Below are 13,861 nucleotides of genomic sequence, written 5' to 3'. Positions count from 1 at the left end.
ATCACTGGCACATAGCCAAGTTTTTCCATGGCCGGTCAAACCAGATCCAGCGGCAACTCCGTGGTGCGTTTGACTTCGCTCATGGCGATATTCGAATGGGCCTCCTGCACATGCGGCTTCTGCAGCAAGTGATCACGCAGGAAGCGCTCGTAGCTGGCGATGTCCGGCGCCACCACCTTCAACAGATAGTCCATGCCGCCGGCCATGGTGTAGCACTCCAGCACCTCGGGATAACCGGTGATGGCTTCCTCGAATTCGGCCAGATAACGGCGGCCGTGGCCGGAGAGTTTGACGTTGACGAACACCGTCATGCTCAGGCCCAGGCGTTGCGGGTTGAGCAGGGCGACCTTGCGTTCGATCACGCCTTCTTCCTGCATGCGATGAATCCGCCGCCAGCAGGGCGATTGCGACAATTCCACGCGTTCGGCGATCTCCGCTGCCGAGAGGTCGGCGTTGTGCTGCAGCAGGCGGAGAATCTTGCGATCGATAGCACTCAACTTAATCTGCATGAATGTTCCCGAAATTTTATTTTTATAGGTTGGATCATGCGCAATATTGGCGTTCAACCTCGAAAAGAGAAAGAAAAAATCCGTTCAGGCGAGTCATATTTTAGCCAGCCGCCAGCGCAGTGATCCTGTGCTGGAATTTCCAGCGTGGCATTTACCGTTGCCACGTAAGGTCGCCATATAAATATAAAAGGAGCGCCGCATGTCTCTGGCCGAGATCCGCCTGGATGACAAGTACCGACTCGCAACCGGTCATCTCTACCTCACCGGCACCCAGGCACTCACCCGCCTGCCGATGCTGCAAAAACAGCGTGACACGGCCCATGGCCTGAACACTGCGTGCTTCATTTCCGGCTATCGCGGCTCGCCCTTGGGCAACCTCGACAAGAGCCTCTGGGAGGCCAAGTCCTTCCTTCAGGAAAACGCCATCCACTTCCAGCCAGGGGTCAACGAAGAGCTCGCCGCCACGGCCGTGTGGGGTAGCCAGCAGACCAGCCTGTTCCCTGGCGCGCGCTATGACGGCGTGTTCTCCATGTGGTACGGCAAGGGCCCTGGCGTGGACCGCTGCGGCGACGTGTTCAAGCACGGCAACTCCGCTGGCGTGTCGCCGCATGGCGGCGTCTTGTTATTGGCCGGTGACGACCACGGCTGCAAATCCTCGAGCATCGCCAACCAGAGCGAGCACGCCTTCATCGCCGCGTCGATCCCGGTGCTGAACCCGGCCAACGTCCAGGAAATCCTCGACTACGGCATCATCGGCTGGGAGCTATCGCGTTACAGCGGCTGCTGGGTGGCGTTGAAGACTATCGCCGAAAACGTCGATTCCTCCGCTGTGGTCGATGTCGACCCGCTGCGCGTCGAGGTGAAGATTCCCGACGACTTCGAGCTGCCGGAAGACGGCGTGCATATCCGCTGGCCTGATCCGCCGCTGGTGCAGGAAAAGCGCCTCAATATCTACAAGATCTACGCCGCCCGCGCCTTCGCCCGTGCCAACAACCTCAACCAGGTGATGCTCGACTCGCCCAGCCCGCGCCTCGGTATCATCACCACCGGCAAGTCTTACCTCGACGTGCGCCAGGCGCTGGTCGACCTCGGCCTCGACGATGAGCTTTGTGCCCAGGTTGGCCTGCGGGTGCTCAAGGTCGGCATGAGCTGGCCGCTGGAGCCGGTCTCGGTGCATGAGTTCGCCGAAGGCCTGGACGAAATCCTGGTGGTGGAAGAGAAGCGCAGCATCATCGAGGACCAACTGACCGGCCAGCTCTACAACTGGCCGGTGGGCAAGCGCCCACGGGTGGTCGGCGAGTTCGACGAGGCTGGCAATTCCCTGCTGCCGAACCTCAGCGAGCTGACCCCGGCGATGATCGCGCGGGTCATCGCCAAGCGTCTGGCGCCGATCTACAGCAGTGAGCAGATCGAGTCGCGCCTGGGCTTCCTCGCCGCCAAGGAAAAAGCACTGGCAGCGCCCAAGCATCATACTGTCCGCACCCCACATTTCTGCTCGGGTTGCCCACACAATACCTCGACCAAACTGCCGGAAGGCAGCCGCGCCCAGGGCGGCATCGGTTGCCACTACATGACCCAGTGGATGGATCGCAATACCGACACCTTCACCCAGATGGGCGGCGAGGGCGCGACCTGGATCGGCCAGGCGCCGTTCACCGACACCCCGCACATCTTCCAGAATCTCGGCGACGGCACCTACTTCCACTCCGGTCAGTTGGCCTTGCGTGCGGCGGTCGCTTCTGGGGTCAACATCACCTACAAGATCCTCTACAACGACGCCGTGGCCATGACCGGTGGCCAGCCGATCGACGGCGAATTGCGCGTCGATCAGCTCAGCCAGCAGGTGTTCGCCGAGGGCGTGAAACGTATCGCCGTGGTCACCGATGAGCCGGAGAAGTACCCGACTCGCGATACCTTCGCGCCTATCGTCAGCTTTCACCATCGTCGTGAGCTGGATGCCGTGCAACGCGAGCTGCGCGAGTTCAAGGGCACCTCGGTGATCATCTACGATCAGACCTGCGCCACCGAGAAGCGCCGTCGGCGCAAGCGCGGCAAACTGGTCGATCCGGCCAAACGCGCCTTCATCAATCCGGCGGTATGCGAGGGCTGCGGCGATTGCAGCGTGAAGTCCAACTGCCTGTCGGTGCTGCCGCTGGAGACCGAACTGGGGCGCAAGCGCGAGATCGATCAGAATTCCTGCAATAAGGATTTCAGCTGCGTCGATGGCTTCTGTCCGAGCTTCGTCACCGTGCACGGCGGCAGCCTGCGCCAGCCGGAAGCGGTCGGTGCCGGTGCAGTCTTCGCGGCCCTGCCGGAACCAACCCAGCCCACCCTGGAGCGGCCGTGGAACATCCTCCTGCCGGGTGTTGGCGGCAGCGGTGTGACCACTGTCGGCGCGCTGCTGGGCATGGCCGCGCATATCGAAGGCAAGGGCTGCAGTGTGCTCGACCAAGCCGGTCTGGCGCAGAAGTTCGGCCCGGTGATCACGCATATCCGCATCGCCGCCAAACAGGACGACATCTACGCCGTGCGCATCGCCGCTGGCGAGACCGATTTGCTGCTCGGCTGTGATCTGGTCGTCGCCGCCAGTGAAGAAGCGCTGGCCAAGCTCAACGAGCGTATCGCCACCGCCGTGGTGAACAGCCATGAGGCGGCTACCGCCGAGTTCACCCGCAACCCGGATGCCCAGGTACCGGGGCAGGCCATGCAGGAAGCGCTGATCGAGGCGGTGGGTCAAGAGAAGACCCACTTCATCGATGCCACGCGCCTGGCCACCCGCCTGCTCGGCGACAGCATCGCCACCAACCTGTTCATGCTCGGCTACGCCTATCAGCGCGGGCTGGTGCCGGTCTCCGCCGCCGCCATCGAGCAAGCCATCACGCTCAACGGCGTGGCGGTAAAACTCAACTGCGAGGCCTTCCTCTGGGGCCGCCGCGCCGCCCATGACCCGTCGGCCGTGGAGAAGTTGGCCACGCCGGTGGAGCAGGGCGCGCCAAGCTGCGAAACCCTGGAGGAAGTCATCCAGTTCCGCATCGACTACCTCACCGCCTACCAGGACGCCACCTACGCCAAGCGCTACAACGATCTGGTCGAACGCGTGCGGCTGCTCGACAGCGATGCAAGCAAGCAGCTCACCGAAGCCGTGGCGCGTTACTACTTCAAAGTATTGGCCTACAAGGATGAGTACGAAGTGGCGCGGCTCTACAGCAACGGTGATTTCCGCACGCAACTGCAAGCGCAGTTCAGCGGCGATTACCGCCTGGAGTTCCACCTGGCGCCGTCCTGGCTGGCCAAGCGTGATCCGGTGACCGGCCAGCCGCGCAAGCGCCAGTTTGGCCCCTGGATGCTGCGCGCTTTCGGCCTGCTGGCGAAGTTCAAGTTCCTTCGTGGCAACGCCCTCGACCCCTTCGCCTACAGCGAAGAACGCCGTCAGGAGCGCGAGCTGATCGGCCACTACGAGGACAGTGTCGAAGCCGTGCTGGCCCACCTGCGTGCGGACAACTACCACACGGCGGTGGCTATCGCCGAGTTGCCTGAGCAGATCCGCGGCTATGGCCACGTCAAGGAACGCGCCATGGCCAAGGCCCGCGAGCATGAGGCGCAACTGCGCACCCAGCTGCTGGCCGGCGAACTCCAAGTGGTGCGGCTCTACGAATCGGCCGCCTGAGTTTCATTCGCTCCTATCACGTGCAACCCCCTCTCCCGTTTACGGGAGAGGGCTGGGGAGAGGGCATCCGCCGTTCCCCCATTCAATCCAGACAAGAACCCCGAGGTACCCGCATGTCCGTTTTCTCCCACGTTGAATTCGATGGTCACGAGCAGGTCGTCTACGGCCATGACAAGGCCAGCGGCCTGAAAGCCATCATCGCCATCCACAACACCAACCTCGGCCCGGCCCTGGGTGGCTGCCGCATGTGGCCTTACGCCAATGACGAGCAAGCCCTGCGCGACGTGCTGCGTCTGTCCCGTGGCATGACCTACAAGTCGGCCCTGGCAAACCTGCCACTTGGCGGTGGCAAGGCGGTGATCATCGGCGATCCGCATACCGGCAAGAGCGAGGCACTGTTCCAGGCCATGGGCGATTTTGTCGACAGCCTCTGCGGGCGCTACATCACCGCCGCCGACTCCGGCACCGGTGTGGCGGAAATGCAGATCATGGCCGAGCGCTCCCGCCATGTGGCCGGCGCTGGGCAGCGTGAAGCCTTCGACGGCGGCATCCGCAATGGCGACCCGTCGCCGTCCACCGCTTACGGCGTGTTCATCGGCATTCAGGTGGCGGTTAAGCACCGCCTGCGCCGCGATGATCTGCGTGGCCTCAAGGTGGCGATCCAGGGCGTCGGTCAAGTCGGCTTCAGCCTCGCCCGGCACTTGAAAGAGGCCGGTGCCGAGCTATGGGTGACCGACATCGTCGACGCCAACGTGCGCCGCGCGGTCGAGCAACTGGGCGCCAAGGCGGTGAGCCAGAATGACATCTACGGGCTGGATGTCGACGTCTTCGCGCCCTGCGCCATGGGCGGCATCATCAACCTGCAAACTCTCGAAGCGCTGCGCGCGCCGATCATCGCCGGGGCGGCAAATAACCAACTGGCTGACGCGCAACTGGCCGAGGAACTGGTACGCAACGGCTGCCTCTATGCGCCGGACTACGCGATCAACGCCGGCGGCATCATCGATGTCTATTTCGAGCGCAGCGGCGGCAGCGCCGCCGAGTTGAAGGCGCATATCGAAGGCATCGGCAACACCCTGCGGCAGATCTTCGTCCGCGCCGAGCAGGAGGGCCGTACTACTACGGCCGTCGCGGATCGCCTGGCCGAGGAACGCTTCGGCGCGAAGTAGTGATCAACCCAGGGGTAGCGCCAAGCTGATCCCATGGGGCTGAAAACCCAGGGCCGCGTAGAAGCGATGCGCGACCTCGCGGTTCTGGTTGGTGGAAAGCGCCAGTTTGTAGCAACCCCAGGCGCGGGCACGTTCGGCGGCTTTCTCGATCAGTGCCTGGCCGATACCGAGGCCACGCTGCTGACTGTCCACCACCATGTCTTCGAGGACTGCCGAGCGCGCGAAGTTGTGCGCCAGGTGTTCGATCAGGTTGAGCGTGCAGGTGCCGAGCAGTTGGCCATCGCGCTCGGCCACCAGCACTTCGCGGCTGGCCGGTAGCTCGGCTAGGCGTAAAGCCAGCAAGGTTGGGTCGGGGCGTGGGTCATCGTTGCCGAGTTGCTGCAACAAGTTGGCGAGCTTCGCGGCATCCGCACTGCAGGCGGCGCGCAGGCTAAACGTAGCGAACGGCGAATCAGGTAACTGAGCAGCATTGGGGGCGTGGGACATGGCGGCGCTCCTGCATGGTTCAGTTGAGTATGGGTAACGCGGATGGCGACGGCATGACAAAAATCTCGCCGGCCGTTAACATGCCGCCCGGTTATCCTGTCGTGCACTGTTTAGCACGATAGTTGGCAGATTTCCGTTGCTCAACTGGATGGAGCATCCCTGTGATGGGAAGGGTGTGTAGTTCTTCTAGACATCCATCTACTGAACTGTTGGAAACGGGTAGAATCTGTCGCTGCTTTACGCGTTGTCTCCTTAGTTCAATGGATAGAATAAGCCCCTCCTAAGGGCTAGATGCTGGTTCGACTCCAGCAGGGGACACCATAACCTCTGGCTTCTTTGGTCTTTAGGTGCGCATCGCGCGCTTCAATCGAAAGGCCCGGCCGCTCATTCCAAGGCGTCCCATCCTAGGGTAACGCTCACCGCCTTCTATCTAATCCTGACCTGTCCCAGAGTTGTTGAACTGCGGGGCTGACTCAGCGTGCGCCTTGAGGCTCTTCCGTTTTCTCATCAGCAGGCTCCTGCTTACTGCCTCAATAGTGATGTATTAATTACAAAATTTGCATATGCAATATCTCAGATGTTTATTGCCGAAAAAACTTGTCTGAAGCAGCTTGTGAGCCCTGAAAAATCAGGCTTGCAGCCGGATAAATTTCGGCTTGCTAGAAAATTCATAAAGTATGACGCCACCGTTCGACTCGAAGTCTTTACTCTATATACGAATATTCATATATTTGTTTTCCCGTATGTGTACTGAGAGCCAGTCATGACCAACAAGACCCGCGTCCTGTTCGTTTGTGTCGCCAACGCTGCACGTTCGCAGCTGGCCGAGGCGCTGCTGCGGCATACCGATTCCGAGCACTTCGAGGCATTCAGTGCCGGTACTGCGCCCAGCGAGGTTGACCCCCACACCTTAGATGCTCTCGAACATTCGGGGGTGAGCACCGAAAGGCTGCGCAGCAAGTCGATCAATGAGTTCGAGGGTGAACGCTTCGATTACATCATCACCCTGTGCGATAAATCGGCGCTGGAGTGTCAGGCCCTGCCTGGAGCGGGTGAGGTGCTGGCCTGGAACTTCGAAGATCCGGTGACCAGCAGCAAGCCCGATGCATTCCGCCACACCCTTCACGAGATCCATGAACGCATCAAGATGTTCGTTCTGGTGAAAACCAAACGTTGAGACCGCTATGGCTGACCATCTGACACCGACCACCGTATTCAAATGCCTGGCTGACGAAACCCGCGTCCGCGTGATGCTGCTGATCGCACGCGAAGGCGAATTGTGCGTCTGCGAGTTGACCTGTGCGCTGGATGAGAGCCAGCCGAAGATTTCTCGGCACCTGGCGCAGCTGCGTACCTGCGGGCTGCTTGAGGATCGACGCCAGGGGCAATGGGTGTACTACCGTCTGCACCCGAACCTGCCGGACTGGGTGCACAGCATTCTGAGCACCGTGCTCGACGCCAACAAGCACTGGCTAAGTCCTGACTCGAAACGCCTCGAAGGCATGGGCGACCGGCCGGAACGGCTTGCTGTCTGCTGCTGAGCCCGTTCGTCTGGGCTTTGCTCGGCCATTACGAGATTACCCGATGAAGATCCTGTTCCTCTGCACGGCCAACAGCTGCCGCAGCATCTTTTTCCAGATACTGTTCGTCAGCGTGTATGCCTGGATTTTCCTCGGCCTGCTGCCACCACTGTTCGGCCTGGAAAGCAGTGTGATCAATGCCAGATTCGTCGACATCGCAGAATCCGTGCTGATCTATCTGGGCATTCCGTTCCTGGCCAGCTTCCTCACTCGCAAGATTCTGATCAGCCGCAAGGGCCAAACCTGGTACAGCGAGCGCTTCATCCCGAAGATCAGTCCGCTGACCCTGATTGCGCTGCTGCTCACCATCGTTGCGATGTTCAGCCTCAAAGGCGACAGGGTGCTGCAACTGCCGCTGGACGTGCTGCTTATAGCCATCCCGCTGACTATCTACTTCGTGGTGATGTTCTTCATCAGCTTCTGGATGGGCAAGCTGCTCCACGCTGACTATCCCCGTACAACCGCACTGGCCTTTACCGCTGCCAGCAACAACTTCGAGCTGGCCATAGCCGTGGCCATCGCAACTTTCGGCCTCGCCTCGCCGGTGGCCTTCGCCACGGTGATCGGCCCGCTGGTGGAGGTGCCGGTGCTGATCTCCCTGGTCGGCGTGGCCTTCTGGTTGAAGCGCCGCTGGTTCGATCAGCCCAACGGCGCCCTCGCGCAGGAGTGAATTCATGTACGACGATCACACCCCCAATCTCGATGCTGAACTGGTCGAACTGCCGACGCCTGAAAAGCTCGGCATTGAACTGAAAACCACGCACAAGCCACGCATCTTGCTGCTCTATGGCTCGACCCGCGAGCGTTCCTTCAGCCGGCTGTTGGTGGAAGAAGCTGCACGCCTGTTGCAGCACTTTGGCGCCGAGACGCGCATCTTCAACCCCTCCGGTCTGCCTCTGCCGGATGACGTTCCAGATAGCCATCCGAAGGTGCAGGAGCTGCGTGAATTGGTGCTCTGGTCGGAAGGCCAAGTCTGGTGCTCGCCGGAACGTCACGGCTCGATGAGCGCCGTGTTCAAAGCGCAGATCGATTGGGTTCCGCTGGCCATGGGCGCAGTTCGCCCGACTCAAGGCAAGACCCTGGCGGTGATGCAGGTTTGCGGCGGCTCGCAGTCATTCAACGTGGTCAACCAGCTGCGTGTGCTAGGCCGCTGGATGCGCATGGTCACCATCCCCAACCAATCCTCGGTGCCTAAGGCTTTCCTCGAATTCGACGAGGCGGGGCGCATGAAACCCTCTTCCTTCTACGACCGTGTGGTGGATGTGATGGAGGAGTTGGTGAAGTTCACTTTGCTGCTGCGCGAGCGCCAGGACTATCTGGTCGACCGCTACTCCGAGCGTAAGGAATCGGCGGAAGAACTGTCGAAACGCGTCAATCAACGCTCCATCTGAGGAACACCTGATCGTGCAACAACACCCTTACTCCATACTCACTGCGGCTGATGTGAAAGGCCAACTGATCTTCACGCCGTGCCCCGGCACCAAGGACACCTCCGTTGCCGACGCGTTGGACACACTCAAGGGAGCCGGTGCTTCAGCCTTGGTGACCTTGATGCCGAGGGAAGAGCTACTCCAGAACGAGATCGATCTGCTGCCGGAAGGGTGCCAACTACTCGGAATCGAATGGTTCCACCTACCGGTGGAGGACGAGCAGGCCCCCGGCGAGCCATTCCAGGCGGCCTGGGAACAGCATCGTGAGCGGATCAAGCAATTGCTGGTCGAGGGCAAGAACATCGCCATCCACTGCAAGGGCGGCTCTGGCCGTACCGGGTTGATTGCCGCGCAACTGTTGATCGAGTGTGGGGTGCCGTTCCGCGAAGCGATCAATGAGGTGCAGGCGCTGCGTCCTCGCTCCCTCCAGCTTCCGGCCCATGTCCAGTACATCGCTCAGTTCAACTCCGACAAGTCGGGCGCCAACTAACAACAGACTCAGGGAACAACAGCATGACCATCAAAGTAGGCATCAATGGTTTCGGTCGGATCGGTCGTCTCTCCCTGCGCGCCGCCTGGGGCTGGACGGCGTTCGACTTCGTGCAGATCAACGACCCGGCGGGCGATGCGGCGACCCACGCGCATCTGCTGAACTTCGATTCGGTGCATGGCCGCTGGCAGCACGAAGCCAGTGCTGAGGGCGATTGCGTGGTGATTGGCGGTCAGCGCATCAAGGTCAGCGCCAATAAGGCGATTGCCGACACCGACTGGTCGGGCTGCGATCTGGTGATTGAGGCCAGCGGCAAGATGAAATCCGTCGCCGTGCTTCAGGCTTACCTGGATCAGGGCGTGAAGCGCGTGGTGGTCTGTGCGCCGGTGAAGGAGAAGGGCGCGCTGAACGTGGTCATGGGCGTCAACCAGCAGCTGTTCAATCCGGCTGAGCACCGCATAGTCACCGCCGCTTCGTGCACCACCAACTGCCTGGCCCCGGTGGTCAAGGTGATCCACGAAAACCTTGGTATCCGTCACGGCTCGATCACCACCATTCACGATCTGACCAACACTCAAAGCATCCTCGACCGGCCACACAAGGATCTGCGCCGCGCCCGCGCCTCGGGCATGAGCCTGATCCCGACCAGCACCGGTTCGGCCACCGCCATCGCGGAAATCTTCCCCGAGCTGCGCGGGCGCCTGAATGGTCACGCCGTGCGCGTACCGCTGGCCAATGCCTCGCTAACCGACTGCGTGTTCGAGGTGGAGCGCGCGACCACGGTGGAAGAGGTCAACCAACTGCTCAAGGCCGCCGCCGAGAGCGAGCTGAAGGACATCCTCGGTTATGAGGAGCGTCCGCTGGTGTCTATCGATTACCGCACCGACCCGCGTTCCTCGATCATCGATGCGCTGTCGACCATGGTCATCAACGGGACTCAGGTGAAGCTCTACGCCTGGTATGACAACGAGTGGGGCTACGCCAACCGTACCGTTGAACTGGCCCGCATGGTTGGCGTGGCCGGGTAAGGCAAACCTCCCGTAGGAGCGAGCTCTGCTCGCGAACAGCCTTTAACAGCTTCGCGAACAGAGCTCGCTCCTACATGTCCTGCATTGATCGACAACAAACAGGAACCTCCGATGCATGCCTTGTCACGCCTGTCTCCCGAAGTGCGTCAATACTTGCTGGTGACCGGTAATTACTGGGCATTCACCCTCACCGATGGCGCGCTGCGCATGCTGGTGGTGCTGCACTTTCATTCGTTGGGCTACAGCCCGTTGCAGATTGCATTCCTGTTCCTGTTCTACGAGATCTTCGGCGTCATCACCAACCTGGTGGGCGGCTACCTCGGCGCCCGCCTGGGTCTCAATCGCACCATGAACATCGGCCTGGGCATACAGGTGGTGGCCTTGCTGATGCTGACGGTGCCCGTCGCCTGGCTGACCATCCCCTGGGTGATGGGCGCCCAGGCGTTGTCGGGTATCGCCAAAGATCTCAACAAGATGAGCGCCAAGAGCTCGATCAAGCTCCTAGTGCCGGACGGCCAGCAAGGCACACTGTACAAGTGGGTGGCCATCCTCACCGGCTCGAAAAACGCCCTCAAGGGTGTGGGCTTCTTCCTCGGCGGTGCCTTGCTCGCGCTGATGGGCTTCAAGGGCGGGGTGCTGGCCATGGCAGCAGTCCTGGCGCTGATTTGGCTGAGTAGTCTGTTCTTGCTGAAGAGGGATCTGGGCAAGGCCAAAGCCAAACCGAAGTTCCGCGACATCCTCTCCAAGAGCCGTGCGATCAATATCCTCTCGGCGGCGCGGATGTTTCTCTTCGGCGCCCGCGATGTGTGGTTCGTGGTGGCGCTACCGGTGTATCTGAGTGCGGTATTCGGCTGGGACTTCTGGCAGGTCGGCGGCTTTCTTGCGGCTTGGGTTATCGGCTACGGCATCGTGCAGTCCTTCGCTCCGGCCATCACCGGCAAGCAGCGCGGCCACGTCCCAGATGGCCGCGTTGCCTTCGTTTGGGCGCTGCTGCTGGCGGGTCTGCCGGCCGCTATCGCGTTGGGCCTGAATGCCGGGCTGTCTGCACATGCAGTGCTGCTGGGTGGATTGATGGTGTTCGGCGCGCTGTTCGCGGTGAACTCGTCGCTGCACAGCTACCTGATCGTCTCCTACGCCAAGGAAGACGGGGTGTCGCTGGATGTGGGTTTCTACTACATGTCCAACGCCCTGGGCCGTCTGCTCGGCACCGTGCTGTCCGGGTGGATCTACCAGGCTTATGGACTGGAGGCCTGCCTGTGGATTTCGACGGCCTTCGTGCTGTTGGCCGCGCTGATCTCTATCGCCTTACCCAGGCATGCCGAGGCGATATGATCTCCCGCTGCCAAGTGTTGAGACCTAGTCCAGAATGTCGTGCAGCACTTCATAGATGATGCCCGTCGCAATCGTTACCAAGACGACATCGCGACCGACTTGCTGCCACTCATAGCCATCGTAGTGCGGCAGTTTGCCCTGCAGGCGGCTGTCGAATCGTTTGGCAATGCCCGGTGGTAGTGGCTTACCGCGAGCGAGGTTCTTTTGAATTCCCGGGGGTAGGGATTGCACTGGGCCGATCAGGTCGCGGTTATCTCCGAGGATGATGCGTACCCGACCGATGTCTATCTGCGGACCGTTGAGGTCGATGGTGACGTCGTTATCGTCGTAGCTGCCACCACTGGAATAGTTGTCATGCTTGTTGTGACCATTTTTAGGGGCGGCCATCAGCGCCGGTGTGCTCAGCGCTAAAGCCAGGCTGGTGAAGATCGGCAGAAAGGAACGTGGAAGGGGCATGGGTGAGGCTCCGCGGTGGTAGCCGTGCGCGTTGGAAAGTCCAAGTAGATGCAGCTTTAACTGATCTTAGCGGCGCATTCCGGTTCAGTCCTGGCGGTTTTAACCACTGCTGTGAGGGGACTCTCATTTGGCTCAATTCCAGCAATGGTCGATCAGCTATGCTTCGTAGGAACCCAGCGCTCGCGGCCTGTGTCTCAAACGGACAACTAGGGGAACGCCACTATGTTCGATCGTTCATTCCTGCGTGGATTGGCTGCTGTTTTAGCGCTGTTCCACCTGCTTTTGATCGCTCAGTTGCCTGTGGCAAATGCAGCCATGCTTGGGACTGCCGAGGTCTTGGCCGAACAGCAGCAACAGGTCGACCGTGAGCACCTGTTGGCGATGCTTGATGATCAAGGGGTACAAAAGAAGCTTGCCTCACTCGGGGTTGAGCGAGATCAAGTTGCTGATCGGATCAATAGCCTGACCAGTGCTGAATTGGCGCAGTTCAACCAGCAATTGGATGAGGCTCCGGCTGGCGGCATCATTGGCATCATTGTGCTGTTTCTGGTGATTTTCATCATTACCGACCTGCTTTGTGCGACCGACCTTTTCACCTTCGTCAAATGTATAAATCGTTGAAAGGTTGGCATTTTCTCCCGCTACTCCTGATTGCCTTGCTGGCTGCATGTGCGCGCTCTCCGGTGCTATCACCGGAGAGCGCGGTGTTGCCGGAACGGGTAGAACTCACCGAAGTGCCGTTTTTTGCACAGAGTGAATATCAGTGCGGGCCGGCTGCGTTGGCGACGATGCTCACTCAGCGAGGTGTCGCTACCAGCCCTGGCCTGCTCAAGGATCGTGTCTTCATTCCAGGGCGCGAAGGCAGTCTGCAGGTCGAGTTGGTGGCGGCAGCGCGTGCGCATGAGCTGCTCGTCTATCCACTGCAACCGCATCTGGAGAATCTGCTGAAGGAGGTGGCAGCGGGTAATCCGGTCCTGGTGCTGCAGAACCTGGCGTTCGACTGGTATCCGCGTTGGCATTTTGCGGTATTGGTCGGGTACGACCGTCGCGATGGCAGCCTGATTCTTCGCTCGGGCACCACCCGCCGATGGCTGACTGACTTTGCCAGCTTCGACAATACCTGGGCGCGCAGTGGACGTTGGGCTGTGCTGACGCTGCCGGGTGATCGATTGCCGGCAGGTGCGCAATTGCGGCCTTGGTTGAAGGCAGCCAGTGACCTGGAAGAAACGGGGCATATCCAGGTGGCTCAACAGGCCTATCTGACCGCGACCAAACGTTGGCCGGAGGAGTCCCTGGGCTGGTTTGCCTTGGCCAACAGTCGTTATGCGGCAGGCGATCGCATGGGTGCCGAGTCGGCTCTACGCGAAAGCATCGAGCGCGCTCCGAACTTCGCTGCCGGTTGGTTCAATCTGTCGCAAATACTGGCCGAGCGAGGCTGTGCGGTTGCGGCGGCGAAAGTCGGGGCCTGTGCTCAACGTCTGGCTCCTGGGGATAAGCGTTTTACTCCGGTGCAGGTCAAGTCCCATCAGGCATCCGGGCAGTGCGCCCCCCCGCCAGCGTGCCCACAGCCCTGATGGATTGGGCCGCCACTGCTTTCTTAGGGAGAATGTTGCAGCGACATTTTTCCCGCGATTACCGTCACCTTGGTTGCCCCACGATTATCTTTGTTGGCCATGCTTGAAATTTTGAACGGGTGGTGCGTATTTTGTACATG

The 13,861-nt window shown here is 60.6% G+C and carries 13 protein-coding genes, 1 tRNA gene and 1 pseudogene; 12 read left to right on the top strand and 3 right to left on the bottom strand.

Annotated features, from left to right (window positions below):
* Positions 1–35 precede the first annotated feature (35 nt).
* Positions 36–509 carry an Lrp/AsnC family transcriptional regulator gene (locus D3879_RS17750; RefSeq protein ID WP_119955589.1) on the bottom strand — a complete coding sequence of 158 codons (474 nt, stop codon included), beginning with the start codon at positions 507–509 and terminating at the stop codon, positions 36–38.
* Positions 510–708: 199 nt separating this feature from the next.
* On the opposite strand from D3879_RS17750, the gene D3879_RS17745 reads away from it, so the two are divergent.
* Together D3879_RS17745 and D3879_RS17740 are read left to right on the top strand one after the other, a co-directional pair.
* On the top strand, positions 709–4,176 hold the full coding sequence (locus tag D3879_RS17745; protein ID WP_119955588.1) for an indolepyruvate ferredoxin oxidoreductase family protein: 3,468 nt from the start codon (positions 709–711) through the stop codon (positions 4,174–4,176).
* 113 nt (positions 4,177–4,289) lie between these two features.
* Positions 4,290–5,345, top strand: a complete 1,056-nt coding sequence (locus D3879_RS17740) for a Glu/Leu/Phe/Val dehydrogenase dimerization domain-containing protein (RefSeq protein WP_119955587.1) — start codon at positions 4,290–4,292, stop codon at positions 5,343–5,345.
* Between the two features lie 3 nt (positions 5,346–5,348).
* On the opposite strand, the gene D3879_RS17735 is transcribed toward D3879_RS17740, so the two are convergent.
* Positions 5,349–5,831, bottom strand: coding sequence for a GNAT family N-acetyltransferase (locus D3879_RS17735; RefSeq protein ID WP_119955586.1), 483 nt, complete (start codon positions 5,829–5,831; stop codon positions 5,349–5,351).
* 246 nt (positions 5,832–6,077) lie between these two features.
* Between D3879_RS17735 and D3879_RS17730 the strand changes: the two genes are divergently transcribed.
* The 8 genes and pseudogenes from D3879_RS17730 (at position 6,078) to arsJ (ending at position 11,691) form a co-directional block, all read left to right on the top strand.
* Positions 6,078–6,152: transfer RNA gene (locus D3879_RS17730), tRNA-Arg, on the top strand.
* Positions 6,153–6,594: 442 nt separating this feature from the next.
* Positions 6,595–7,008, top strand: a complete 414-nt coding sequence (locus D3879_RS17725; protein WP_119955585.1) for an arsenate reductase ArsC — start codon at positions 6,595–6,597, stop codon at positions 7,006–7,008.
* Between the two features lie 7 nt (positions 7,009–7,015).
* Entirely contained in the window at positions 7,016–7,372 is a 357-nt protein-coding gene (locus D3879_RS17720; protein WP_119955584.1) for a metalloregulator ArsR/SmtB family transcription factor, read from the top strand.
* 91 nt (positions 7,373–7,463) lie between these two features.
* Positions 7,464–8,081 (top strand): annotated as a pseudogene (locus tag D3879_RS17715) (arsenic resistance protein); the annotation flags it as partial.
* Between the two features lie 4 nt (positions 8,082–8,085).
* A complete protein-coding gene (gene arsH, locus D3879_RS17710) occupies positions 8,086–8,802 on the top strand; it encodes an arsenical resistance protein ArsH (protein WP_119955583.1) in 717 nt (238 codons plus the stop codon).
* Positions 8,803–8,815: 13 nt separating this feature from the next.
* On the top strand, positions 8,816–9,331 hold the full coding sequence (locus D3879_RS17705; protein WP_119955582.1) for a phosphatase domain-containing putative toxin: 516 nt from the start codon (positions 8,816–8,818) through the stop codon (positions 9,329–9,331).
* A gap of 23 nt (positions 9,332–9,354) precedes the next feature.
* On the top strand, positions 9,355–10,359 hold the full coding sequence (locus tag D3879_RS17700) for an ArsJ-associated glyceraldehyde-3-phosphate dehydrogenase (protein ID WP_119955581.1): 1,005 nt from the start codon (positions 9,355–9,357) through the stop codon (positions 10,357–10,359).
* 111 nt (positions 10,360–10,470) lie between these two features.
* Positions 10,471–11,691 carry an organoarsenical effux MFS transporter ArsJ gene (gene arsJ, locus D3879_RS17695; RefSeq protein ID WP_119955580.1) on the top strand — a complete coding sequence of 407 codons (1,221 nt, stop codon included), beginning with the start codon at positions 10,471–10,473 and terminating at the stop codon, positions 11,689–11,691.
* 24 nt (positions 11,692–11,715) lie between these two features.
* Here arsJ and D3879_RS17690 read toward each other — a convergent pair whose 3' ends face one another.
* Positions 11,716–12,147 (bottom strand): anti-virulence regulator CigR family protein, encoded by a 432-nt coding sequence (locus tag D3879_RS17690; RefSeq protein WP_119955579.1) that lies wholly within the window; start codon positions 12,145–12,147, stop codon positions 11,716–11,718.
* A gap of 222 nt (positions 12,148–12,369) precedes the next feature.
* On the opposite strand from D3879_RS17690, the gene D3879_RS17685 reads away from it, so the two are divergent.
* Positions 12,370–12,768 carry a PA2779 family protein gene (locus D3879_RS17685; RefSeq protein WP_119955578.1) on the top strand — a complete coding sequence of 133 codons (399 nt, stop codon included), beginning with the start codon at positions 12,370–12,372 and terminating at the stop codon, positions 12,766–12,768.
* Positions 12,753–13,721 carry a PA2778 family cysteine peptidase gene (locus D3879_RS17680; protein ID WP_119955577.1) on the top strand — a complete coding sequence of 323 codons (969 nt, stop codon included), beginning with the start codon at positions 12,753–12,755 and terminating at the stop codon, positions 13,719–13,721. The genes D3879_RS17685 and D3879_RS17680 overlap by 16 nt, the downstream gene beginning before the upstream one ends.
* Positions 13,722–13,861: the final 140 nt, after the last annotated feature.

This window comes from Pseudomonas cavernicola (assembly GCF_003596405.1).
Taxonomy (GTDB): domain Bacteria; phylum Pseudomonadota; class Gammaproteobacteria; order Pseudomonadales; family Pseudomonadaceae; genus Aquipseudomonas; species Aquipseudomonas cavernicola.
The sequence above is the reverse complement of the archived record's forward strand: the minus strand, read 5'-3'. Positions and strand labels throughout refer to the sequence as shown.

Coding starts and splice junctions, on each gene's coding strand:
- D3879_RS17750 (WP_119955589.1), bottom strand. CDS start 509: ATGCAGATTAAGTTGAGTGCTATCGATCGCAAGATTCTCCGCCTGCTG.
- D3879_RS17745 (WP_119955588.1), top strand. CDS start 709: ATGTCTCTGGCCGAGATCCGCCTGGATGACAAGTACCGACTCGCAACC.
- D3879_RS17740 (WP_119955587.1), top strand. CDS start 4,290: ATGTCCGTTTTCTCCCACGTTGAATTCGATGGTCACGAGCAGGTCGTC.
- D3879_RS17735 (WP_119955586.1), bottom strand. CDS start 5,831: ATGTCCCACGCCCCCAATGCTGCTCAGTTACCTGATTCGCCGTTCGCT.
- D3879_RS17725 (WP_119955585.1), top strand. CDS start 6,595: ATGACCAACAAGACCCGCGTCCTGTTCGTTTGTGTCGCCAACGCTGCA.
- D3879_RS17720 (WP_119955584.1), top strand. CDS start 7,016: ATGGCTGACCATCTGACACCGACCACCGTATTCAAATGCCTGGCTGAC.
- arsH (WP_119955583.1), top strand. CDS start 8,086: ATGTACGACGATCACACCCCCAATCTCGATGCTGAACTGGTCGAACTG.
- D3879_RS17700 (WP_119955581.1), top strand. CDS start 9,355: ATGACCATCAAAGTAGGCATCAATGGTTTCGGTCGGATCGGTCGTCTC.
- arsJ (WP_119955580.1), top strand. CDS start 10,471: ATGCATGCCTTGTCACGCCTGTCTCCCGAAGTGCGTCAATACTTGCTG.
- D3879_RS17690 (WP_119955579.1), bottom strand. CDS start 12,147: ATGCCCCTTCCACGTTCCTTTCTGCCGATCTTCACCAGCCTGGCTTTA.
- D3879_RS17685 (WP_119955578.1), top strand. CDS start 12,370: ATGTTCGATCGTTCATTCCTGCGTGGATTGGCTGCTGTTTTAGCGCTG.
- D3879_RS17680 (WP_119955577.1), top strand. CDS start 12,753: ATGTATAAATCGTTGAAAGGTTGGCATTTTCTCCCGCTACTCCTGATT.